Annotated in this window: 20 protein-coding genes and 3 pseudogenes; 12 read left to right on the top strand and 11 right to left on the bottom strand. The window is 33.2% G+C overall.

Features of this window, described 5'->3' with window-relative positions:
* Nucleotides 1-54: 54 nt before the first annotated feature.
* Entirely contained in the window at nucleotides 55-1413 is a 1359-nt protein-coding gene (locus D1866_RS07295) for an MFS transporter (protein WP_152941591.1), read from the bottom strand.
* Between the two features lie 90 nt (nucleotides 1414-1503).
* Here D1866_RS07295 and D1866_RS07290 point away from each other — a divergent pair, with 90 nt between their 5' ends.
* Both D1866_RS07290 and D1866_RS07285 read left to right on the top strand, forming a co-directional pair.
* Nucleotides 1504-2094 (top strand): class I SAM-dependent methyltransferase, encoded by a 591-nt coding sequence (locus tag D1866_RS07290; protein ID WP_420809222.1) that lies wholly within the window; start codon nucleotides 1504-1506, stop codon nucleotides 2092-2094.
* A gap of 91 nt (nucleotides 2095-2185) precedes the next feature.
* Nucleotides 2186-2659, top strand: coding sequence for a DUF2299 domain-containing protein (locus D1866_RS07285; protein ID WP_013774886.1), 474 nt, complete (start codon nucleotides 2186-2188; stop codon nucleotides 2657-2659).
* On the opposite strand, the gene D1866_RS07280 is transcribed toward D1866_RS07285, so the two are convergent.
* Nucleotides 2656-3252 carry a hypothetical protein gene (locus D1866_RS07280; protein WP_048054827.1) on the bottom strand — a complete coding sequence of 199 codons (597 nt, stop codon included), beginning with the start codon at nucleotides 3250-3252 and terminating at the stop codon, nucleotides 2656-2658. The two genes, D1866_RS07285 and D1866_RS07280, sit on opposite strands and share 4 nt — an antisense overlap.
* A 40-nt stretch (nucleotides 3253-3292) precedes the next feature.
* Between D1866_RS07280 and D1866_RS07275 the strand changes: the two genes are divergently transcribed.
* The 3 genes from D1866_RS07275 (at nucleotide 3293) to D1866_RS07265 (ending at nucleotide 7334) form a co-directional block, all read left to right on the top strand.
* Nucleotides 3293-5041, top strand: a complete 1749-nt coding sequence (locus tag D1866_RS07275) for a molybdopterin-dependent oxidoreductase (protein WP_152941593.1) — start codon at nucleotides 3293-3295, stop codon at nucleotides 5039-5041.
* A 27-nt stretch (nucleotides 5042-5068) separates the two neighbouring features.
* Nucleotides 5069-6319: an MFS transporter gene (locus D1866_RS07270; protein WP_231136268.1), complete on the top strand. Its 1251-nt coding sequence runs from the start codon at nucleotides 5069-5071 to the stop codon at nucleotides 6317-6319.
* Nucleotides 6320-6410: 91 nt separating this feature from the next.
* Nucleotides 6411-7334, top strand: coding sequence for a metallophosphoesterase family protein (locus D1866_RS07265; RefSeq protein WP_152941595.1), 924 nt, complete (start codon nucleotides 6411-6413; stop codon nucleotides 7332-7334).
* On the opposite strand, the gene D1866_RS07260 is transcribed toward D1866_RS07265, so the two are convergent.
* From D1866_RS07260 to D1866_RS07250, 3 genes are all read right to left on the bottom strand, one after another.
* A complete protein-coding gene (locus D1866_RS07260; protein ID WP_152941597.1) occupies nucleotides 7335-7715 on the bottom strand; it encodes a DUF1634 domain-containing protein in 381 nt (126 codons plus the stop codon). It abuts the gene before it with no gap.
* Entirely contained in the window at nucleotides 7715-8572 is an 858-nt protein-coding gene (locus D1866_RS07255; RefSeq protein ID WP_152941599.1) for a sulfite exporter TauE/SafE family protein, read from the bottom strand. Before D1866_RS07255 ends, D1866_RS07260 begins: the two co-directional genes overlap by 1 nt.
* 85 nt (nucleotides 8573-8657) lie before the next feature.
* The gene (locus tag D1866_RS07250; protein WP_048054826.1) at nucleotides 8658-9647 is read right to left on the bottom strand and encodes an NAD(P)/FAD-dependent oxidoreductase; all 990 of its coding nucleotides are present in this window, start codon (nucleotides 9645-9647) and stop codon (nucleotides 8658-8660) included.
* Between the two features lie 178 nt (nucleotides 9648-9825).
* On the opposite strand from D1866_RS07250, the gene D1866_RS07245 reads away from it, so the two are divergent.
* A complete protein-coding gene (locus tag D1866_RS07245) occupies nucleotides 9826-10851 on the top strand; it encodes a glycosyltransferase family 2 protein (protein ID WP_231136266.1) in 1026 nt (341 codons plus the stop codon).
* A gap of 508 nt (nucleotides 10852-11359) precedes the next feature.
* On the opposite strand, the gene D1866_RS07240 is transcribed toward D1866_RS07245, so the two are convergent.
* Entirely contained in the window at nucleotides 11360-12511 is a 1152-nt protein-coding gene (locus tag D1866_RS07240; protein WP_152941601.1) for an RNA-guided endonuclease TnpB family protein, read from the bottom strand.
* A gap of 779 nt (nucleotides 12512-13290) precedes the next feature.
* Here D1866_RS07240 and D1866_RS07235 point away from each other — a divergent pair.
* Complete coding sequence (locus tag D1866_RS07235; protein WP_152941603.1) at nucleotides 13291-14523, top strand: glycosyltransferase family 4 protein; 1233 nt, start codon at nucleotides 13291-13293, stop codon at nucleotides 14521-14523.
* A gap of 90 nt (nucleotides 14524-14613) precedes the next feature.
* Here the strand turns inward: D1866_RS07235 and D1866_RS07230 are convergent, their stop codons facing one another.
* The gene (locus tag D1866_RS07230; protein ID WP_152941605.1) at nucleotides 14614-14766 is read right to left on the bottom strand and encodes a hypothetical protein; all 153 of its coding nucleotides are present in this window, start codon (nucleotides 14764-14766) and stop codon (nucleotides 14614-14616) included.
* Nucleotides 14767-15322: 556 nt separating this feature from the next.
* Between D1866_RS07230 and D1866_RS13825 the strand changes: the two are divergent.
* A pseudogene (locus D1866_RS13825) lies at nucleotides 15323-15831 on the top strand (amidohydrolase family protein); the annotation flags it as partial.
* On the opposite strand, the gene D1866_RS07220 reads toward D1866_RS13825, so the two are convergent.
* Complete coding sequence (locus D1866_RS07220; protein ID WP_152941607.1) at nucleotides 15799-16683, bottom strand: glycosyltransferase family 2 protein; 885 nt, start codon at nucleotides 16681-16683, stop codon at nucleotides 15799-15801. The pseudogene D1866_RS13825 and the gene D1866_RS07220 overlap by 33 nt on opposite strands.
* A 19-nt stretch (nucleotides 16684-16702) precedes the next feature.
* On the opposite strand from D1866_RS07220, the gene D1866_RS07215 reads away from it, so the two are divergent.
* On the top strand, nucleotides 16703-17770 hold the full coding sequence (locus D1866_RS07215) for a glycosyltransferase family 4 protein (RefSeq protein ID WP_152941610.1): 1068 nt from the start codon (nucleotides 16703-16705) through the stop codon (nucleotides 17768-17770).
* Here the strand turns inward: D1866_RS07215 and D1866_RS07210 are convergent.
* Nucleotides 17754-18288, bottom strand: a pseudogene (locus D1866_RS07210) (GltB/FmdC/FwdC-like GXGXG domain-containing protein); the annotation flags it as partial. The gene D1866_RS07215 and the pseudogene D1866_RS07210 sit on opposite strands and share 17 nt — an antisense overlap.
* Here D1866_RS07210 and D1866_RS13435 point away from each other — a divergent pair.
* Together D1866_RS13435 and D1866_RS07200 are read left to right on the top strand one after the other, a co-directional pair.
* Nucleotides 18280-18559 (top strand): annotated as a pseudogene (locus tag D1866_RS13435) (hypothetical protein); the annotation flags it as partial. The pseudogenes D1866_RS07210 and D1866_RS13435 sit on opposite strands and share 9 nt — an antisense overlap.
* A 342-nt stretch (nucleotides 18560-18901) precedes the next feature.
* Entirely contained in the window at nucleotides 18902-19138 is a 237-nt protein-coding gene (locus D1866_RS07200; RefSeq protein WP_152941612.1) for a hypothetical protein, read from the top strand.
* Here the strand turns inward: D1866_RS07200 and D1866_RS07195 are convergent.
* Entirely contained in the window at nucleotides 19131-19373 is a 243-nt protein-coding gene (locus D1866_RS07195; RefSeq protein ID WP_152941614.1) for a hypothetical protein, read from the bottom strand. The two genes, D1866_RS07200 and D1866_RS07195, sit on opposite strands and share 8 nt — an antisense overlap.
* 33 nt (nucleotides 19374-19406) lie before the next feature.
* Between D1866_RS07195 and D1866_RS07190 the strand changes: the two genes are divergently transcribed.
* Nucleotides 19407-21632 carry a DEAD/DEAH box helicase gene (locus D1866_RS07190; protein WP_152941616.1) on the top strand — a complete coding sequence of 742 codons (2226 nt, stop codon included), beginning with the start codon at nucleotides 19407-19409 and terminating at the stop codon, nucleotides 21630-21632.
* Here the strand turns inward: D1866_RS07190 and D1866_RS07185 are convergent.
* Nucleotides 21625-22890, bottom strand: coding sequence for a glycosyltransferase (locus D1866_RS07185; RefSeq protein ID WP_152941618.1), 1266 nt, complete (start codon nucleotides 22888-22890; stop codon nucleotides 21625-21627). The genes D1866_RS07190 and D1866_RS07185 overlap by 8 nt on opposite strands.
* Nucleotides 22891-22987 lie beyond the last annotated feature (97 nt).

Below are 22987 nucleotides of genomic sequence, written 5' to 3'. Positions count from 1 at the left end.
TAGAATATAATACTTGAATATATCAACTTTTTCCTTAAAAAATTTTTAAATTTCTTAGCTACTAGTTACTTTTTCAATCATTTCTAATTCTTTCCTCTTTGTTTCAGGAATGAAAATCAAAGTAATTATACTTGAAATTAAAGCTATTAAGGAATATATTCCTATCATAGTAGCTAATCCATATTTAGCTAATAATAAAGGAAATGCTGTAGAAACTAATGCTGCTGATAATCTATCTGCACTAACGCTAATAGCTTGGCCGGTACCTCTAATTTTCGTAGGAACTATCTCTGGGGTTACCATAGCAGAGCCTATTATTGAGGCTGGACCTATGGCCGAGAATAAATAGTTTAAAAGATAGAAAGTAAAACCTAGTAAGGCTGCTTCTCCTACTAACGACTTCGCCGCATATAAGGGATTAGGCGGAATTGCTATATGTAAACCAAAAAGAGAAGGATCGTAAAGTAAGAGAAAATACATCATTAACCAGAAAGATACTCCAGCATATCCGATTACTATTAAAGGTTTCCTTCCTACCTTGTCTATAGTGCTCATACATATTAATTGACCAGGAATTCCAGCTGCAAATTGTGCAATGTAAGTAAATTCTATAGCAGAAATACCTAGATTACCTGCGATAACTATAGGTCCATAAACCGAAAAAGTTGAGGAATACATGTCATAGAGCATCCACAAAATGGAAGAAGCGATTATAAGCAAAGTAGAAGATTTTAGCCTTTTTATGAAAGGAGTCGTATCTTTGACTATTGTAAGTTTCTTACCAAGCTCTTTTTCTATTCCTTTAATATCTTTTTCCAACGGCTTTACTCTACTTACGAATAATATAGTCTCGTATATTCTTCTCCTTAGGAAAATTACGGAAAAAGCAGGAACAGCACCGAATCCTAGTACAATTCTCCAAATTATGTAAGAGGGCAAATGTAAAAGAATTAACATTTGTTCTACAAATGCTGCAGCTACTGCGCCTAATCCCCACATGAAAGCAAACGTTATAACCATAAGTTTGCCTCTATTTTCTGCTCTAGCATTTTCTGCAACTATTATCGGTGAAAGAACGTAATCTGCGCCTATTCCCATTCCAAGTATTAATCTTGATACGAATAATTCTGGAATATTTTCTGAGAATGCTTGTAATAAAGCACCTATGGTCATTAACGCTGTATCTATGCCATACATTATTTTCCTGCCTTGTTTATCTGCTATTATTCCAAAGAGCAATGCTGATAATGCTGCACCGTAATACGACGAAGCAATTATGAGACCTAAAGTAAGATTAACAAAATGAAAAGAAGAGGAAATAAAATAGTATGCAAGAGAGATTGAATAAAGATTATAACCATCAGTAAAAACTCCCATCCCTGAGACTAGAACATTCCTCCATTCAAGTCTCATAAAATAAGTATATACTCAATATTTATAAATCTGAGTGTTTAACAATTCATGACATAAATCAAAATATATTTTAATTGCAAAGAAATTCAGATGGAAATGAAAGAGGATGAAATAAAGCTCATGAATATGAATGCTTACGAGTACATAGTACATAGGAGAAAACCATTAGAGATTAAAATGAATGAAAGTCCAGCAGGAGATATTGGTTGTGGATCTGGGCAAAATTGTAAACTATTAAAAGGATTTGTAATATGCCTTGACATAGCAGAGAAACAGCTTAAGGAAGCTAAGAAAAGGGGGTGTGAAAATTTAATTCAAGCTGATATGGAATTCCTTCCTTTTAGAGATTCTTCATTTAAGCTTTTGATGTATATCGCTTCGATACATCAATTGCCATCTCCAAATAACGCACTATCTGAAGCAACGAGAGTGCTTAAAAAAGGTGGAAAGATAATTATTACAGTTTGGCTGAGACAAATTAGATTTTTATTCAGAAAGGAAGTAATTGTAAAATCTAATATAAACGGTGTAGTCGTAATGAGGTACTATAGACTATACTGGCCTTGGGAGCTAAAAAAGATATGCGAGAAAAAGGGGTTCGTAACTTTAGATTATAAAGTTTATAGAGTAAGATCTATATTACCTAATAATGCGATTTATATAGGATATAAAAATACTTGACTCCTAAGGTTAAGGCTTTCAATCTTTTGTACATTTATGAAGTTCTATCCCTTTTCATTAAAAATAATAGACTGATATCCTTTATTCACCTATGGATAATGAAATAAAAAAATGGATCCAAGAGTTAGGCTTAATGATAAATGTCCCACCACAAGCAAAGGAACCATTCCACGTTGTAATGTATCCTCCTCAAGGTGGAGGACCTACATTAGAAGTAGTAAGACCTCCTAATCAAAACCTATACATAGTGATTATGGGAGTAGGAATACATGAAATACATCAGAACGCACTAAAGGAGATGAAAGAGGATGAAAGAAGAAAGTTCCTCAACGAACTAAAATACGATTTACTAAAAATGGGCGTAGATATAATTTTCATGCCAGTTGGACAAGAAATACCAAGTGCAATTCAAGTATCGAGAGTTCTATTGCCAGATAACCTTACTGCAAATGAGTTCGTAAATGCTGTATACATAGTAAGGAATGCGGGCCTCTATATTATATTCAAATTCTCTGATACTTTCGGCACACCTCAGGGTAAAGGAGGAAATATTAGATATATCTAAACCATTTTTACACTTATAGTTTTCTTTCCTTCTACTCTTATTTTGTCTCCTTTAGATATTTTATAAGGACCGAGAAAAGCCCCTAACGCTACGTATCCTTCCATAAAATCCTTAATTAGACTTTGCGGAGAATAGGTAGGAGATCCAGTAGCTATATATTTATCATTTATGAATAACTTGAAAGAACCATAAGGAGGCTCGATTTCTTTACCAACAAAGAGCCTTCCGGCAAAAGCATCATCTGCTATAATATATTGTGTAGGCAAATCCCATGTTTTGAATCTTGTGGCAGGAATTTCTAAACCTAAATAAATCTTTGAAATTTTTCCACTTTTAACTAGTGCTATTAACTCAACCTCCACTTTATGAGTTTTAAACCATAATTCTACATCCTCACTAGATGTAATCATGGCCTTAGTTAAAACTCCTATAATACCACCTTTCGCAATTTTATACCCTCCTAAACCTTCATAATCTATAAGCATCTTAGAGAATTCTTCACCAACTTTTTTGCCTTCTTCTTCCGTAAGTGGAAATGGATCTATTTCTTTCCTTTCCTTATATGCTTGGAAGAGTTGTTCTGCCTTTTCCATAATAAGGAAAAAATTAAAAGCCATTTATAATATTATCTTCATGATTGCTTGTACAAGAGATTGTTACGATACTTGTATATTTGACTCTAAATATAAGCCTTTGAATATCTTCCCAGTTAATGGTTTTACTTGCTCCAGAGGCATTGCAGACGTAAAAAGAAATTCAATTAATAGAATAAAATCTGCTTATTATGAAGGAAAGGAAATTACAGTAGAAGAAGGAATAAGAATTTTAGCTAAAAGAATAAGGGAAATAAAACCTGAAGAAATACTTCATATAGATTACGATGGGAACCAAGGGTTATTAACGTGGTATTATCCAGCAAGGCTTTGGAATTATCTAGGCAGTTCCTCAACAGATTACTCAATATGTAGCGCAGAAGGACATGAAACAATTAAAGCTCATTATGGAAGTAGTTTTGGTGCATTGCCAGAAGATTTTGCTAAATTTTCCTCAGTAGTTTTCTGGGGTAGTGAGGCCTCTATTAGCTTTATTCATGGATGGAAAATTCTTAAAGACAAATATAAAGTAACTATAGACGTAAGAAAAAGCGAAACAGCAAAAAGGAGTGACAAATATTATATTATAAAACCCGGTTCTGACGTTTACCTTGCTATAGGAATATTGAAAAAACTTGTAGAAAAGGGAAAAATACGTGATGCTGAATTGCAAGATAAAGTTGCTCCTTTCAATTACTCGCTGATAGAAGAAGCCACTTCTTTAAAAGAGAAGGACATAGAAGACCTAGCGGATTTTTACTTTAATGAAAAACCTTTAACGATAATTGGGTTTGCCATAGGAAGAAGTTTAAACGGAGGTTATGCTATAGGCGTAATTTCTCTTATACCTGGATTACTAGGTATAGAAAATGGATTTTTCTATTCTAATAGCCAAGGATGGGGAATAGATTTTGATTACCTTAGAGGAACTCACTTGTATAAACCTAGAAAGATTATCAACATGGGCGATGTAGGAGATAGAATAAACGAGTTTAAAATAATCTTTGTTTGGAATTCTAATCCATTGCATTCTCTGCCAGGAGGAGATAAAATTATGGAGGCAGTTAATGATGGAAGAGTTTTTCTAGTAGTACATGATCCTTTCTGGTCCGAGACTGCCAAGCTAGCCAACTTAGTTTTCCCAGGGTTGACTTTCCTAGAAAAAGAAGATGTGGTATATAGTTATTGGCATAATTATCTTGTTTATAATGAGCCCATAATTAACAATTCCTTAGGAATCACTGAAGTTAATTTAATGCATAAAATTGCCAGAGAATTGGAAATTTCGGAGGATTTTATATTTGAAGATCTGTGGAAGGCAGTAGAAGTATCCTTAAGAAACACTGGAATCTCTGTAGAAGAATTAAAAAGGAGAAAAGTAGTTAAAGTATCGCCTAAGGTCACAAGAAAGTTTTCTATAGAACCTTTTCCAAAGCCAGATGACCTAGAATTTCCTCAAGGAGAATTTCTTGTTTATTCCTCTCATCCTAATTATACTAATAGTCAATTTAAAGAGATATACGGCGAGAGAAAGCCTATAGTCTTTAATTCAAAATTTGAAGGAGAAGGAATTTTATACACGGAAAAAGGACAAGTAAGAGTAATCTTTAAAAAAGCTGAGGATCTACCAACTGGTGTCTATTTCTTATTTAAATCATCACTCTTTGACCTAGACGGAAAGCCTATAAATTCTATAATAGATGGGAAGAAGGGCAAATTCGGAGGCACTCCACTACTTAATATTAAAGTTCAAGCCAAGCGTGTTAAGCTGTTTACTTTAAATTTCTAACTAAAGGAGCCCTTTTATTGATCCTAAGTGATAAGGACAGACTCTAGGTGGATGATCTCAGCCTTATTATTTGGAGTTGTTTCGTTACCTATTTCTACTTTATTAAGCCTAGAAATCTTAAACTTAGGAGGAAATACCATAGATGTTGATTATGCTATATCACTTTCCAATGCAGTCCTAATACCGGCATCTTTATTTTGGGGGTACGCATCTGACAGATTTGATATAAGAAGTATAATACTAATAGGCTTTGGAGTTTCAAGTGTTTCATTATATCTAATGGCGTTAGCGTGTTCTATTATTTTATTAATAATTTTATATGCGCTATTCACTTTCTTCTCTGTATCTTACTCTACTCCAATGAATTTACTGGTAATGGAAACTACAGAAAAAAGTAGATGGGCAGAAAGCTTTTCTAAACTTTCAATGCTAACTTCAATAGGAAATCTAGTAGGATTGATATTATCTACAATACTCGTAATTTTCATACATATATATGAGATTTACATTGTGCTTTCAATATTCTCAATAGCGGCTTTCATTTCAGCTTATCTTTTTACACCAAGAGTTTTCATGGGAATAGAAAGAGTTTCAATAGTTCATCATAAGGAATCTTTCTTTACTAGACTAAAAATGCATCCGTTATTTTTCGTCCACATACCTCCAAACTTACATAATTTCAAAATGTTTAGAGTATCTAGGCTTCTAAAGAAGCCAATTAATTATTTACCGCTTCTTTACTTAGCAATATTTATATTTTACATCTCTAGTGGATTATTCAATACATTATATCCTGTTAGTCTTTATACTAAAGGTCTAGATAAGTCTATAGTACTAGGTATAATAACAGAGGGAATGATTGCTGAAATACTCACATTTCATTTAATTGGAAAATATTTAGAAAAGAAGGATGAAAGAGAAACCAGCTTTAGAGCTTTATTATTAAGAGGAAGTAGTTACATAGCTATGGGAATTTCCACAATTTTGTCTGCATCGTTTACAGAAATACTTGGAATGATATTTTATCCTTTAGCAGCAGGAGTAGCTTTTTCTGCTTATTATTCGGCATCAAATACACTAATTTTTAAGGCAATAGGTGGTAGAAACCAAGGTAGGAGCCTTGGAGTATATAGTACTTTAGTGGGAGTAGCACTATTTCTAGGCTCTTTTGCATCAGGTTTTATTTCTACAAGATTTGGATTTATTACTAACTTCGCAATAGCAGGTATATTACTATTTATATCAGCATTTATCTTCAAAATACTAGAAGAAGGATAATTTAAATTGTTTTATCTTATTCCCTATAATGTAACTATTTTTTAATTGTAATGACAAAATTCTTAAATAGTAAATTTACGACCGACCTTCAATGTCCGGAGAAATTAAACTAATGTCTGTCACAGACTTACACGGATCAGAAATAGCCTATAGAAAAGCACTAAATGCTGCAAAGATGCATAACGTTGATTACCTAATTATAGGTGGAGATATAACCTCTAAAAATATAGTATTTATAGAAAGAAGTGGAGATAAATATTATTTTAATGGTAATGAAGTAGATATAAAAACTGTTTATGAGGATGCAAGAAAATATGGGTACTATATCCACGTGGCTAGCAAAGATGAAATACAGAAAATTCTAGAGAATAAAGAATTCTTTGAATCTGTAAAGAGAACTTTAATAGAGAAACAAATAGACAACTGGATTAAGATAGCTGAAGAAAAATTAACTGGAACTAATATAAAGGTATTCTGGAGTTACGGTAACGATGATCCGTTATATCTGGATGAGGTATTTTCTAAATATAACATAAGAGATGAGGGGATATTTGAACTTGAAGAAGGAAAGACAAATACTCTGTATTTAATTTCTTATGGATACGTTAATCCCACGCCTTTTAAAAGTTATAGGGAAGAGCAAGATTCTACAATTTATATAAAAGGAGAAGATTATTTAAGGAAAATAGACGAACCAGAAAGAGCTATATTAAACTTTCATGCCCCACCATATAATACTAAATTAGATATTGCTATAATTGATGGTAAGAAAAGAGAACATGTAGGATCTAGAGGAGTTAGAGATTTAATCGAAAAATATAGACCTTTACTTGGCTTGCATGGTCATATAATAGAGTCTCCTGCAACTGATAAGATTAAAAATACGATAGTTGTCAATCCTGGAAGTTTAGCCTATGAGGGATTGTTAAAGTATTCAATAATAGTAATAGAAAGAAAACTTGAAGGTTTACTTGTTAAATATAAAATAAAAGGAGCTGCTATCTTGTCTGGATGATTATTTTATAATAGAAGGTAAGAATAGTATTGCAAATACCAGGTTGAATAGAACTATTATCGTTAGAATAATATAGAGCTTATTTTTTTCGTAAGCAAAATATACTAAGGCTAACGCAGTTCTTAGTATTGGAACGGAAACAAGTATAATTAAACCTAGGTATATAAACGAAAGACCGCTTATATTTGTAAATCCTTTTATTATATAACTAAGATTAGCTATTGACGAGTTAACATACGAAGTTCTAGAGAAAAGTACAGACTCTGAATAACTGCATGCATGACCTTCTACTAATATTAGAATTACTCCTAGTGCAACTAGAGAAATGCTTAGTATTACTCCTATTCTCATTATCATTCCAGTTACGTAATCTAGATCCATTAATAGATCCCCAATCCCCTTAATATCATTTGTATACCAAGGAAAGCTAATAAGATCGTAAATATTGTTCTTATCCTTTTATTCTTTAATTTAACTAGAGTCTTTGTACCTATAAATGCACCTATTAGCACTCCTATGCTAGTGGCGGCGGCTATTAATGGCTGTATATACCCAAAAACCCAATATATACCGCTACTTGTGGCCGCAGTGACTCCTATCATGAAGTTACTAGTAGTTGTAGTAACTTTTATTGGTAGATTCATAACCCAATCCATTCCTATAACCTTTAAAGCCCCACTACCTATTCCAAGCAATCCTGAAACATAACCAGCAACAAACATTACTAAAGCACCTTGAACCCATCTAACGCCCCAATATTCAACTTTCTTTTGTAATGCCATATCGTAGTATTCTCCATGCATTTGGAAGAATTTAGTTGACCAATCTGGGTCTGAATTCTTAGGTATTTCAAATTTGCCCCTTTTAATCGTAGGATATACAGAACCTAAGAGAACTATTCCAAATACTACATATATTATTGGCTCCAAGTGGTGAGAATAAATATAAGTTACGGTTAATGATCCCGCTATTGCACCAGAAGTTGTTGCTACTTGTAAAGATGTGCCTATTTTTAAATTAATTATCTTATCCTTTAAATAGGCGCTTGCTGCACCGCTAGATGTTGCAATAGTAGAAATTAAACTAGCACCAGTGGCGTATTCTATTGGTATTCCATCATATAAAGTTAGTATAGGTACTAAAATCGTTCCTCCTCCGAGTCCAGTTAAGGATCCTAAATAGCCCGCTAAAAGTGAGGAAAAAAGTACTGATAAAAAAAGTGGTATACCCGTTAACATTATATCACTACGGGAATATTTGCTATATTTTTTATAAAGTCACCTCTATCTTAGTTAAGAAAATTGACTTATTTTTATTTAAAATTCATAATCTAAATGACACAACAGTCTTCTTCTTCTCAGCTTTCCAATCTACATTTACAGGGGGTAAACCTTGCTTACTCCTTAAATAGTTATAAGCAGATAAGGCAGCTTTAACTCCATCGGCTGCTGCTATTACTGCTTGTTTATAAGGCACTTGAGTTATATCACCTGCAGCAAAGACTCCTTCCATTGATGTTCTAGCTAGATCATCAACTATAATTTCTCCTTTATCATTTAATTTAATTAAACCTTTCAGAAAATCGGTATTTAACACATATCCCATTTCAATTATTACTCCTTCTACTTGTAACTCTTTAACTTCCTTAGTTTTTAAATTCTCAATAACTATTCCTTGAACTTTAGAATTACCTTTAATTTCTAAGACTCTATATCCTAAGAAAAGTTGAATGTTCTTGTTAGATAAAACAGAATTTACAAGATCTGGTTCTCCTGCCAATTGAAAACTCCTAGAGATATAGTAAGTGGGTTTAGCGTATTTACCAAGTAGCTCTACAGCATCTAGCCCTGGATCTCCTTCACCCACAACAGCTGCAGGTACGTCTTTAAAAAATGCCGCATCACATATAGCACAATAAGAAACTCCTTTACCTTTTAATTCGTTTTCTCCAGGAACTTTTAATTCTCTTGGAGACTTACCAAATGCTAAAATTACTGTCCTTGCTTTGTATTCTCCTTTTAGTCCTTTTAGTATGAAAATGTCACCTTCTTTCCTTAATCCGTTTATTTCTTCTCCATAGATAAACTTAGCACCAAACTTCTTAGCTTGTGCTTCTACTTTTGATGCTAAGCCTAAACCGGTATCTGCACTTATAGCAGGATAATTTTCTATTAATTGTGTTAAATTTAACTGACCACCAAGATCTTTTGAAACTACTAAAGTTGACATCCTTTGCCTTGAAGTATATAAGGCTGCGCTTAACCCTGCAATTCCTGCCCCTACAATTACTACATCATATATTTCTTCTTGCATAGCATATAATGTAGATCCAGTAGTAAAAAGATTAATGGAATTAAGCAATTTATTTAATAATCTATAGCTATCACTAAGTTTCATATATGAAGATATCAGAGTTTAATTAATAATAAGCCTAAGAGAAAAAGCGTATCTAATAAGATCTTAGTAAAGCGAATGTTTTTAAGATAAGCTCTTGCTAAGTGAGTTAAGGGTAATAATGGTAGAAATTTCTGTAATAATTACTGCCTATAATAGAAAAGATTTCTATATGGATGCGATAAAGAGCGTACTTAATCAAACGTTACCTAATGATAAATATGAAATAATTTTTGTTTCCAATTTTAGAGATGCGGAGGAATTTTGCAAAAAAGAGAGAATAAAATTTGTTTATAGTAACGAATTCTATTCTGGAAGACAAGTATTAGACGGAATTAAGATTGCAGAAGGCAAAATAATATCTTTTCTTGATGATGATGATATGTTTGAAAAAAATAAGTTAGAAGAGGTTTACGAGAACTTTAAGGATAAAAATCTCAGCGTATATAGAGATAGAATAAGATATTTCTTTAATGGAAAAATTATTTACAAAAAAGATTTTGAAGAAAAAATAGACCCTTTGCTTGTAACAAAAAAAGATGGAGAAAATTACGTGAGAATGTTTAAACGTAATAAATTTGGATATCATAGTAGCTCTACATTTTCAATACTGAAGGAATTATTGCTAAATAAGATAGAATATTTATACAAAATGACGAGAGCTGTTGATTTCCTTTACTCTACCATTGGATTTACGCACAAAAATCCAATATACTATGATAATAAGAATCTTACATTATATAGGTTATCTTACTCATCTTCTATGAGAACATTTGATTCACTAGAAAATTTCATAAAAAACTCGTTTTATAGGTCATATTACTATTGTTTAGACCATCTAACTGTATATTCGATGCTAGATGATGAAATAAAATCGGTTTATAAATATGAAGTATCTTTGTCTAAAGTTAGACATAAGTTTATTTCAAAGAAGCCAATGACCGAATGTAAAGCTACGATCTCTGATTATTTAAGAGTATTAAAGAATTCACATATAGGATCTCATAAGGGATTAGTTTTTGCATCTCTATTACCTTTTAACCTTAGACTTAGATTTATTAAAAAAACATATGAAAAACAAAGAAGAACATTGGAAGCATTATTACATAATTATTCAATTTGATCTTAATAATCTAAAACAATCCAATTATTTTTATAGTATATAATCTAAACAATTATAATAAAAGATTTATTTATAATTTTTAAAATATTTGGCCTAATTAATAATTTTTAGTAATAAACCTAGTTAATATTTAGAATTTAAAAATTATTGTATCGCGAGTACGCACAGCGTTATCATTTGCCTTATTGTAATAGGTTAAATAAGATGAAGAACGCTTTTATCTGCATCAGATATTGAAGCCTTATCAGCATTGTGTAAAGTGCTTATTAATATTACAAATCTCAACTTTAATCTGAAAATTTGTTCTACTGCGTTCCTCTTATCGATTCATTATTTACATCAAAGCTGTGAGTATATTATACCAAGGCCTTTGTAGTGAGCGCTTTAATCACTACCTCTAACCGCAACCCTTTAAGAATAAAATCTATACCTTCTAAAAGGCATAACAGATTTACCAAAATTTTACCACTCAACAGACTGACTTCCTCCCCGCCAGCGGGGGTTCCCCTCATCGGTTCGGGATTACATCCCTCATTTGAGGGGCAGTCGAGAGGCTCAGAGAACCCCTCCCATTAAGATTAACTACCGCAATAACGTCGCGATCATTCTCATAACCACAAGAACACTTAAACCAACGATGGGAAACTTCAACCATCTTTTGCCCACACTTAGGGCATGAGATTGAAGAATAACTAGGATTAACAAACTCAACAATCATTCCATGCTTCTTAGCCTGCCAAGAAATCCAATACTGCAAACGACGATACTGCATCAAATAGAGTTTATCGTGAAACTCTCTTGGCAGTCTATCTACGTTTTTGATGAGGTTCTTAAGGTTCTCTAGTTTGACGACGTTAGAACTCATCATTCTCGCTACTTCAACAACCCATTTCCCCACTTTTCTAGCAAAATCCTCCATAATCATCTTAGCCTTTATGTGGAAAGAACGAATCCTATACAAGATCTTCTTATTCTCCCTCCACCTCCTTGAGTACTTCCTTTGAAGGTTTTCGGCTAATGACTTCCAGTGATGAACCTCTTCGAGACGAGTTGGAATCCTAACGTAGTGTATATCATCCTTACCAACTACTATCTCACTCATGTTAATGTCTACGGCAATACTTTCCTTTGGCTCAACCTTCTCTCCTTCTTCCTCTTTCTCAAAAACTACCTTGAGGAAAGCCTTCCCGCCCTTGACCGCTAACCTGGCCTCCCTCATTTTCCAGCTTAAGTAGTCCTTCAAGTTCCTAGGATAACCTAGAATTTGAAGTTCTCCAACACTAGTTATCTTAACAGTCATCCTCTCGAAGTTCACACTATAACTTTTCTTTGGTGTTAGCCAAACTGTGGGTTTGTACACTCTTGGAAAACGTCCCCTCCTCGGGTTGTTGTACCATCCCTTGTATATCGAGAGGGCATCCCTATAGCAGTCCTCAGCAACCTTTGATGGCAGATTGTATTCCCCTCTTAACTTCTCGTATAACTTCTCGTGGACTTTCGAAAGCACTCCCTTCTCATTTGGGTTTTTCACGTTCTCCTTTAACCAAAATAGGGTGAAACGGAGTGCTTTAACGTAGTTATTCACGAGGGCTAGGAGAGGTTCAGAGACGGCGATCTTCATAGAAACACTAGCTCTGATCGCTTTAACCCTCCTAGCCATTAATGGAATTTAAGAAAAAGAATTATTTAAATATAAGGGGCTATCCATCCCCGCTGGTGAGGCTTTCTGCCCCCTTAACCCCCTTCTCTGTAAAGACTGAGAGATAAGGAAGAAGACTGTAACAGATACACGTAACTATTAACTATTTTTAATTCTAAACATCGATAGTATTACTTGAGTTTTTTATTAATGTTCTCCCTAACTGCTCACGAGTATAGTGGTGTTTCCATAGATCAGTCCCAAGAGTTCATGATTCCTTAAGAGAAGTGGCAGAATTGGAGAAGTTATGCCATGAGAAAATACCAACCATCCTTTTTTACCTAAACTTTCATTTCACTCATGATAGAACGTATGAACTAACTCTCAGCCAGTGGAACCTCAACGGTTCGGGGTTCATATCTCCACTATCTCTCCGTCCTTCTGCCTTCATTGACGTGTAGTCAATAATCAAGAAAAGTTGGTTATAAACTACGTAAAAAGATTTATGTGAAAAAGAATTCGGCCTCAATTGGACAAAAACTTTTAAACACATTAAATAATACCTCAACATTCCTCAGACCAAAGTAATAACCTATTAAGGCCCCGACAATTAATATAATAAAAGCTAGGAGAAATACTTAAAAAACGAAAGGATAATGAGCGTTATAACTTACTACTCATCTTAATCACCTAATATTATAACCTCATCATACAAAAATTTTTATATAAAAATACTTGAACACAGCCTATATTGCTATAGCAGAGAATTTTAATTTATTAAGAAATCATAACTCTCAAATATGAAGCTAGGAATAGTTTACAATAATTTCTTATCACCTAAATTTGCTGGTGGAGGGGCAGAACATGCATACGAAGTAGTTAAGAGATTAACTAAATACTTTAAAATAGTTTATTATCCTTCAAGTCCTGTATTTATTTGGGATAAAGAAGTTTTAATTGAGAAAGCTAAAGAAGTTGAAAGAGAAGGAATAAAAATTACACCAGAATTTTACTCAATTCTGGAGGAGCAAAATAAGTTTAGAATTAGAGGAATTAAAAGATTCTTACTTTCAGATAAAATTGCAAAGGAAGTATCTAAAAGATACTCAGTTGATGTAGATTTTCTATATGAGCCTGATCACACTTCATTCGATATATTTTATTTAGGCAAGTCAACTAAATTTGGATTAACTCTACATTTACCTTTATTTTATAATAATTCGATAAAATACCTAAGGAGGTTAGTAAAGTTTTATAAATTCAATCCATATACTGGAAAAGGATTTTATACTAGATTCCTATATAATGAATTATATTCTAAACCCAAATATAAGAGACTACTCAAGAAATATAAGCCAAGTTTTATAGCAGCAGTTAGCAAAGGGCCTTTAGAAGAAAGTGGAATTACAGGAGAAGTACTTTTCCCTGGTAATGCTTTTGATCCTGAGCTTCTTAAATATAGAAATAGAGGAAAGGAAGATTATGTAGTTTTTTGGAGCAGATTGAATCAAGATAAAGGAATTCACGAAATTCCAGACATATTAAAAAGAATTCAAGCAAAACTATCTAAAAGAGTTAAACTAGTTCTTATGGGAAGATTTTTTGATAAATATAATGAGAAACTATTTTGGAAAAAAGTCAAAAAATATGGATTAAATGTTGAATATCTAGGCTTTGTACCAAGGGAAAAGCTGTATGATGTAGTTTCTAGAGCTAAACTTTTTATTTATCCCACGCATATAGATGGATTTTCTTTAGTAGTATTAGAGGCTCTAGCGTTAGGTACCCCAGTAGTTGCGTATGGAATACCTGCAATAAGAAGTGTATACTATGGACTAAAGGCAGTTAAAATAGTTGAAGAGTTTGACCAGGAAGACATGAGTAGAAAAGCGTATGAAATTCTTTCTTTAAACGAAAAAGACATGGACGAAATAATTAACGAACCTAAACTTTTAGATTTTCTTAAATTACATTCTAGTTGGGATAATGTAGCAAATTCTGTTAGAGACGTTATTATGAAATATGCAAGCTAAGATTCTCGGATCATTTTTTGTTGTTATTATAGATATTTATAATATATTACCAAAATTCTTCCTTAAATCTAGCTTTAGAGAATTTAGAGGCTATTCTTTCATTTCATAACTCTTAGAGGAATGTTTTATATAGGCTTCTTTCACTTTACTTTCTGCCTCTCCTAGAGTAGAATAAGTAAACTCTGGTATTATTTCTGCTGCTCCACTTTCTTTAGGAACTACTAGAACTAATCCTGCTGCCATAGATTCTACTAAGGAATTCCGAACTGCTCACCTTGAGTAGTGTGAAAATAACAATATGCATCTTTCATAACTTGTATCAATTCTTCTTTACTAGCGTTTAGAACAAAACTAATATTAGCATTCAATTTAGATTTCAGTGAAATTAACTCTCTTTATAATATTTAGTATCACTTAAATATCCTACTATAACAGCAGATATGCCTACTTTATGAGATAATTGAATACTTCTTTCAAGAAACTTTCCACGCTCTATCCTTGCAAGTGTTAGAATATACTTGGTTATACATTTTTAGATAGTCTATTCGAGCCTTATGAGATAGATATGAGGCAAAGACGATTAAGGGTGGGAATTTTTTGTCAAGTTAAATTCGTGCAGTAACTCTACTAGGAATTTACCATATTTTCTCTTTATCTCTTAAATCTCCCTTCTGGTTTCAGATACATGAATGTGAACCCATGTATTTTGTTCCTCAGACAATTGTCTAGCCAACTTTAAAGTACTTATTGAAGTTGCGTAAATGTTATGAACATTTACTATAGGTTTAAATAGGTTATCCAACTAGTACATTTAGGCTGGATAGCCAGTTGGGAAATAAATTACGTAAATCATGCAACACACTGTCCAACTTCAAACATGAAATTGGCCACAGCTGGCTTCTTTCCCTTTAGAGAGATGTTAGAAAGAGACTAAACGTAACAATAGGTCCAGCTAGCAACAATTCCTTAGACATGTTTAGGAAAATGAAGAACGCGGTACTCCTACAGAGACACTCATATTGGGATACGAGCATTAAAGCTGCTACTGAGAGGGGTATAAGTTAATTGGAGTAAAAGGTAGAAGAGTAGAAAAGGTATACATTGCAGATTTAGTGTTGCTCAGAAAAGACCTTTTATATCCTTTAAGAAAGGACAGGATACTTTCAAACATAGTATATTAACGCAGTTGGAGAATACGTGGAAAAGGTTATAGTTAATGGTAAGATTGTTTATGATGAAGATAAGCTAATCACCTTTAATAAAAGGAGGGAAGAACTACTTAAACTTCTTAACAAGGTTATACCCTAAACCGTAGGGGAAGGATAAAGCCAAAGCCAGTCCCGGAATTAAATTGAAAACGTACTTCTTAATTCCCTTATAATAATATAAACCGTAACTTATAAGAGGTATGTAAACTAACGCTAACGGATGGAAAAACATTGAGAGTATTCCCAAAATATAATAACTACCATAATATGAATATCCGGTTAGAAATGTTAAATCTGTAAGACCGTCCATCATTAACATAATATCGTATTTACTTCTCCAAAGATTTCGCTTAGCCTCAATTAAGGAGGAAGAGAAGTTTAACCTAGCGTGAACCTTATTTAAGTGAAGACATCTACCCTCAGTGGGTTCAACTCTATATCCTAATTTCTTTAGCTTAGCGTAAAGCCAAACGTCCTCATCCCTTTCATATCTTTCATCAAAATTCCCAATACTCCTTATAACCTCAGTGTTTAATCCAGCACAACCCAAATTAGGATTATGCTCATTTAATGATAAAGGCTTATCTATCTCACTTTCAGAATAAGCGTAATGCATCCAAGTAAACGCTATACCACTCTCCAACCTTTCAATTAATCTCCTAGAATAGTCCTTAGGTATTACTACATCGCTATCTAACATTATAATATATTTTTCACTAGATAATGAAAGCAATTTATTCCTTAACCTAGCCATGTTCACTTTTCTCATTCTTTTATCCCTAATGTATTTCAAATTCCCCCTTAAACTGCTAAAGAAATCACTTATGTCAGCCCTTTCACTATTATCATAAATTACAACCCTATCTACGGGCTGAGATAAAGCTGACTCTACGCTCCTTTTAACCCATTCTAGATTGTCATTAGGACCCACTGGTATTATAATCTCTACCATACTAATTATAAACGGCATTATGAAGGAAATAAAGGTTGCAGTAATAGCCCATGGGTTGGGAATGAGTAGAGGATACAGCGGAGAGGGTTACGTTTATAGAACATTCTTTGAAATGTTAAACGAAAGAGGAATAAGTTATATTGCAGTAAGCTTTTCTAAACCGTATGATAAATCTATACCCTCAACGTATTGTCTGCCATTTCACATACCGAAATTCGATAAATATCAGAGAATTTTAACTTATTATCCAGCTAAAAAGGTAAAACCTAAGTTGTACTTAAACGCCTCGGGAGTACCTATACCCCTATCTAACTTAGCCCCTCACGTAATTTACGCCGGTGCTCCTGCAATCTCAACCCTACCGAGTAAATATACTAAATCAGTTTTCTGGAAAATTTACATAACTCCCTTTAAAATTATGATAAACAAAATTAAGGATGAGGCTAAGAGGGCTAAAATAATAGCAAACTCCCGCTATTCGGCAAAAGCCATAGCACAAGTATATAATATTAACGAACCAGAGGTAATATATCCTCCCGTTGATGTGGAGTTCTTCTCTAAAGCCTATAATGAGGACAATAGAGAGAACTTCTTCGTAACCGTGGGTAGAATAGAGAGAGGTAAAATGCTAGAAAACTCAATAATACTATCCGCAAAAAGCGGAATAAAAGGGGTAATAGTAGGGTCGTTAAATGAGGTAAGCTACCTCAAGAAATTGAACAAGTTAAAAAGAGAACTTAAGGCAAATGTGGAATTTTTAACAAACCTACCCAGAGAGGAACTACTAAAAATACTTTCTAAAGCTAAAGTTTACTTTCATCCAACTATCGGAGAACACTTCGGAATTCCGGTAGTTGAAGCAATGTCAGCTGGAGTAATTCCCATTGTACCTAAGGACAGTGGGGCATATGAAGTAGTACCAGAATTCTCGTACTCTAATATTGATGAAGCTGTAGGTATATTGCGCAATCTAATCGAAGAGAATAATTTGGAGTTAAGAAGAGAGATGAGGAGAAGATCTTTACAGTTTAGCAAAGATCGTTTTAAGGAAAAAATAATGTCTAAAATAATTACTTTACTCTCCTAGCAGTTATTACAGTAAATTTCTCCTTTAATAATTCTATAAAGCAATTCTCCTTCATTTCCTTAGCATAATCCTCAACCACCGGTAATAATTCCTTAAACTCCTCCTCATTTAACTCTATATATTCATATTGCAGTATTCCTATCTTTTCCTCAAATAGTCTTTTAGCGTATTCCTTAGCCTCTCCCTTTAACCTATCCATCAAGTCTATATATTCACGATCTTTCAATTCATTATACTCCTCTTTCGATATTAGACCATCAATTAATAGGGCTTTCAAAAATCTCGCTACCTCTAACTTAGGAGGCTATAAGCCTATTTTAGATGGGGAAACTTTACCCCTTATGTATATCCTACCGCCAACCATTCCAGAGCCTACAAAATTACTGACGGGGTTCCCCAAATCCCTTCCCAAATACTACTATAACTCCTCCCGCCATATACTCGCCTAAATAATCGTCAACTATACCGCCTATGATAAGATAAGGTCTCTTATCCTTATATTCCCTCATCTGAATACCAGGACTTGCGATGTTAGGAAGGAGTTGGTTCTCGTTCTTCTTTCTCTTGAATGTTTGGTTTCTGGTTCGTTCTTGGAGGAGGGTTAAGTTGTGGGAGTTTTGTGAATCTCTCTTGGAAGGGCTTAAGGCATCGCGTAGCTCAAGGGATAGGGCAAGGGTGTTATCACGGAAGTGTTTTCCCTTAAGTCCAGCCGATTCTATGCTTCCCTTATTATTCATGTTAAATAAATTGTATATCTCTAGTATATTCAAGAAAAATATTATTTATTAGATACAACGGTCCGAAATATATGATATTTTATTGTAAATTAATTGAGTTAAATTCAATTTATTCTAAATTTTAATTTATCTTGCAATAAACGAGATTCTCATACTGACGTAGGCGGGTTTTAGATAAAAATCTTGAGAGTCTCTATAAAATTAGAAGATTAGTTGATAATTTCTTTCTTTTATCTGCCATATCAGAAAAAGGCAAAATCCGTATAATTTCTGATAAACTAACATACTATAGACTTCATTCCAGTTCCTCAAGACATATAACAAGAAATTTTGAAGACTTCATTACATATAGAGCAAAATATTTTTTGATGATGCTATACATGATAATGCAATTATGATAGAAGCGTTCAAAGGAAAAGCTAAGTATGCAGCAAAACGCAGTAAAAAAATGGCTGAGATTCAAAAATGTCTACTAGAAGGTAAAAGATGCGGAAAACTTGTATTATGCGGCATTTATATACTGAAAACATTAGTTTACATTAATTTAGCTTCTTTTATATCATTATTTTTACCTAATTTACCAAGAAAAATGGAGTTTAACAAATATATAAATGAACTAAAATTTAATTGAAAAATTGTTTATGAGAATTACTCTTCCCTATACCTCTATACTCTAAAGTGAGCTTAAAATATCCGCTAGGTAAATCTTCACCATCAATTATTGAATATCCATATTTATTTGCTATTTCTGGAGATTTTTCCAAGACATCTGCTGAAATGATTATTTCGAGATTTTTAACGCCTAAGCTCTCTTGCTTTTCTAAAAACTCTCTGAGATCCCCTATATTAGTTATTATCTCTGTCATGCTTTTTACTTCAAAAGACAATTATTTAAAGGTATGGAAGTACTTGACAAGCTTACTGAAGGATTAAAGCTTTTCTCGGCCGACGTAGCTCACGTTCATACAGAGACGGCTCTAGAACCAGAACTGGGGAGCAAGGTCGATGATCTACAAATAGACGAGAGATTAAAAAACTCATTAAAAAATATCGGAATAACTAGACTTTATAAATTCCAAGAAAAAGCGTTAGAAGAGATTGAAAGTAGAAAGAACGTATTGATAATTTCCGGAACAGGAACTGGAAAGACTGAAGCGTTTCTTATTCCAATTTTAGACTTAGCACTAAAAGGAGAAAAAAGCGTTATAGTTTATCCAACTAAAGCCCTAGCTAGAGACCAATTAAGTAGAATTCTAAGATTAATAAAGAACCTACCAATAAGTGTTGGAATAATAGATGGAGATACACCTAAAATTGAAAGAGACCGACTTTACGCTAATCCACCAGATATATTAATAACCAATCCAGATATGATCCACGTAGGACTTCCTTTAAGCCCTAATTTTAGAAGAATAATTAGGTCTGCAGAACATTTCGTATTTGATGAAATTCACGTATATGAAGGAGTTCTAGGATCTCACTTAAGAATGATAATCGATAGATTAAAGGAATTTACTAACGATATTCACATCATTGCATCAAGTGCCACAATTGGTACTTCGCCATACATGTTCCAAGAACTCTTTGACGAGCCAGGAGAGATAATTGAAGGAACTAAAAGAAGAAGAGGCATGGCAATTCACATATTAGTTAATTCTAAAGGAATGAGTAGGTGGACTTTAGCAGCGTACTTAGCAGCTCTTCTAATAAAAAATGGCTTAAGAACGTTAGTATTCACAGATTCACAGCAAATGGCGGAAGTCACTGCAAAGATTGCCGATAGATTCGGAGTTAATATTCAAGTTCACAGAGCAGGAATATTACCTTCAGAAAGAATAAAAATAGAGGAAGATCTTAAAAACGGGAAAATAATGGGAGTTGTTGCTACTCCTACTTTAGAACTTGGAATAGATATAGGGGACTTAGACGTTGTTATTATGGCTGAAGATCCGCCAAGTTATTCAAAATACATTCAAAGAGCTGGTAGAGCAGGTAGGCGTAATAGGATAGGTTATATTATAACGATTTTAGGTGACGATCCAATAGATTCTTATTTTTTGAGAAAACCAGAGGAATTCTTCAATAGAAAGTTAACGCCATTACCATTTGACACGACAAACCTTGAAGTTATAAAAGTGCATGCCGCAGCATATCTCCTTGAAAAAGGAATGATAAAACTTGATAGTTTACCTCCTCTTTGGGTTAAAGCTTTGAAAGAATTGGATAAAGAAGGTAAGGTAAAAATAGTTAATGATGTTGCCTATGCTACAAAGCAAACTAAGATTTTCGTAATAAACTCTTCTTTGAGAAGCACTGGTCCTATAATAAAAATATATGATGGAGAAAAGAAAATCGGAGAAAGAGAACTTCCAGTAGCTCTATATGATATTTATCCTAACGCTGTATATTTAGTATCGAAGAAGAACTATATCGTTAAGGATGTGGATCTCAATACTCTAGTGGCTAGAGTCGAGAGAGTAGACAAAGATTTGCCTTACTATACAAAACCGTTATATGACGTAGATATGGTGAATTTTACAGAAATTGAAAGTAGGAAAGTCTATGGTTTACCAGTAAAATATGGGGAAATAGAAGTTAGAATCTCAGTTCATGGTTATATTATACACGATTTTTACTCTAAAAAGGAGGAGAATAGAGGAAAAGAAATAGAGTATGATGTGCCTCTTACGTATACTTATAAGACTAAAGGATTAATTATAAAACATCCTATACTAGATGACTTTTCGCTAATTGATGGCATGGAAGCTTATCATGCAACGGAACACGTACTAATTTCTGCAGGAAGAGTTGTCGCAGGTGCTTCGCTTACAGACCTTTCTGGAATAAGTTATCCTAGCGGCCATGTAATTATATATGACTCTGTAGTAGGAGGTAGTGGAGTTGCTAAGTTATTATATGATAGACTAGAAGACGCTTATGAGGTTGCGCTGGACATTGTAGGAAAATGCGATTGTGAAGACGGTTGTCCAAAATGTGTTTACAGCCCTTATTGTGGTAATAATAATAAAATGTTATCTAGAAAAAAATCTTTCAGATTAATTAGCGAAGTAATTAAAGGTAAAGCTGCATCTTGCGATAACATGTGGGGTGACAGTGTTAGTTAACCACTTTTTTCAGCTCCTCTAATTCATTTAGTGCAACTTTTTCCCAGCTTGAATGCTCATCTAAGAACTCCCATAATTTCTTATCATTTATTAAGTCTTCATATTCTTTGGTTGACATATCATAAATTTTTCTTATTTCTTGTCTAAATTGAGCTAAATCACCTTCTTTAACTAATTTTACGGCGCTAAGCCCTTCGTATACGCTTCTTATCCCTGGTATTTTATATGCTATGACTGGAGTACCTAAAGCTAATGACTCTAAAATTACTAAAGAAAAAGAGTCAGAATGAGAAGGATAAACTAAGACTTTTGCTTTACTTACGATGTCTATTAGCTTATCTTGAGGAACAAAACCTAAGTATTCCACATTTTTTGGTTTATTTTTCATAAAAAGTTTTTCTACTTTTTTATCAGAAAATTTTCCCATTACTATTAATTTTTTATTTTCATCAATTTTTCTCCATATTTTTAAAAGTTCTAACACACCTTTTGATGGACTTAACCTAGCATAAAACACCGAGTAATCTTCCTTTCCTTTGTCTCTAAAGTCTAAAAGTTTCTTGTCGAATGCATTGCCGGGCTTTAGCACCCTAGTGTAGATTTTTCTCATAAAGGGATATATTTCTACTAAAGGTTCTGAAACCGAAAAAGCAAACTTTACTTTTCCACTGTTTATTAACTCTACCCATTTTCTCCTCCTAGGATATGATCTTAAGAATGTTACATAAAATGCATACATAATCCCGCTTAATCCCATTGAGCTATATGCTCTGTAAAAATGAGAGAAATCTTCAGTTAATGATCCAAGGAAATTCTCAATATGAATCAACGCACCTATGTTCCTATTTTTTGCAATTTTTGTTAGAAAGTCTACCATTTGAGGAAATTCTTGTTGTGCATAATATATATCGGCATCAATTTTACCCATTATCTTAGAAATTTCAGAATTAATTTTATAATGAGTAGTATTACTATACAGATCAAATTTTAATTTAGACATATTTATAGGAACTCTTTTTATAACTTCACTATCTATGACTTCACTTACCTTCTCTGGAATTTCAAGACCTAATGATTTAATTTCATTGTACATTTTCTTCCTAAATTCATCGTCTTCAGACGCTCTTCTCATGTCTCCTAAAAGAGGAACATATATTATTTCATCAACATATTTTTTCCAGTATTTAATAACTTCTCTATTCCTTTTTACTCCACCGCTACCAGCTTCCAGTAAATATGAATGTAAAAGAATCCTCATTAAATAGGAGGCTTAAATCTAAAAATAAAAATTACCTTCTTCGCTTATTCATTACAAGTTTAAAACAGCTGTAGTATTACGTAGCACATGAAAGATA

It is taken from the genome of Acidianus ambivalens, from assembly GCF_009729015.1.
Lineage (GTDB): Archaea > Thermoproteota > Thermoprotei_A > Sulfolobales > Sulfolobaceae > Acidianus > Acidianus ambivalens.
This window is presented reverse-complemented; position numbering and strand designations above follow the sequence as displayed.

Coding starts and splice junctions, on each gene's coding strand:
- D1866_RS07295 (WP_152941591.1), bottom strand. CDS start 1,413: ATGAGACTTGAATGGAGGAATGTTCTAGTCTCAGGGATGGGAGTTTTT.
- D1866_RS07290 (WP_420809222.1), top strand. CDS start 1,504: ATGGAAATGAAAGAGGATGAAATAAAGCTCATGAATATGAATGCTTAC.
- D1866_RS07285 (WP_013774886.1), top strand. CDS start 2,186: ATGGATAATGAAATAAAAAAATGGATCCAAGAGTTAGGCTTAATGATA.
- D1866_RS07280 (WP_048054827.1), bottom strand. CDS start 3,252: ATGGAAAAGGCAGAACAACTCTTCCAAGCATATAAGGAAAGGAAAGAA.
- D1866_RS07275 (WP_152941593.1), top strand. CDS start 3,293: ATGATTGCTTGTACAAGAGATTGTTACGATACTTGTATATTTGACTCT.
- D1866_RS07265 (WP_152941595.1), top strand. CDS start 6,411: ATGTCCGGAGAAATTAAACTAATGTCTGTCACAGACTTACACGGATCA.
- D1866_RS07260 (WP_152941597.1), bottom strand. CDS start 7,715: ATGGATCTAGATTACGTAACTGGAATGATAATGAGAATAGGAGTAATA.
- D1866_RS07255 (WP_152941599.1), bottom strand. CDS start 8,572: ATGTTAACGGGTATACCACTTTTTTTATCAGTACTTTTTTCCTCACTT.
- D1866_RS07250 (WP_048054826.1), bottom strand. CDS start 9,647: ATGCAAGAAGAAATATATGATGTAGTAATTGTAGGGGCAGGAATTGCA.
- D1866_RS07240 (WP_152941601.1), bottom strand. CDS start 12,511: ATGGCTAGGAGGGTTAAAGCGATCAGAGCTAGTGTTTCTATGAAGATC.
- D1866_RS07235 (WP_152941603.1), top strand. CDS start 13,291: ATGAAGCTAGGAATAGTTTACAATAATTTCTTATCACCTAAATTTGCT.
- D1866_RS07230 (WP_152941605.1), bottom strand. CDS start 14,766: ATGGCAGCAGGATTAGTTCTAGTAGTTCCTAAAGAAAGTGGAGCAGCA.
- D1866_RS07220 (WP_152941607.1), bottom strand. CDS start 16,683: ATGGTAGAGATTATAATACCAGTGGGTCCTAATGACAATCTAGAATGG.
- D1866_RS07215 (WP_152941610.1), top strand. CDS start 16,703: ATGAAGGAAATAAAGGTTGCAGTAATAGCCCATGGGTTGGGAATGAGT.
- D1866_RS07200 (WP_152941612.1), top strand. CDS start 18,902: ATGATAGAAGCGTTCAAAGGAAAAGCTAAGTATGCAGCAAAACGCAGT.
- D1866_RS07195 (WP_152941614.1), bottom strand. CDS start 19,373: ATGACAGAGATAATAACTAATATAGGGGATCTCAGAGAGTTTTTAGAA.
- D1866_RS07190 (WP_152941616.1), top strand. CDS start 19,407: ATGGAAGTACTTGACAAGCTTACTGAAGGATTAAAGCTTTTCTCGGCC.
- D1866_RS07185 (WP_152941618.1), bottom strand. CDS start 22,890: ATGAGGATTCTTTTACATTCATATTTACTGGAAGCTGGTAGCGGTGGA.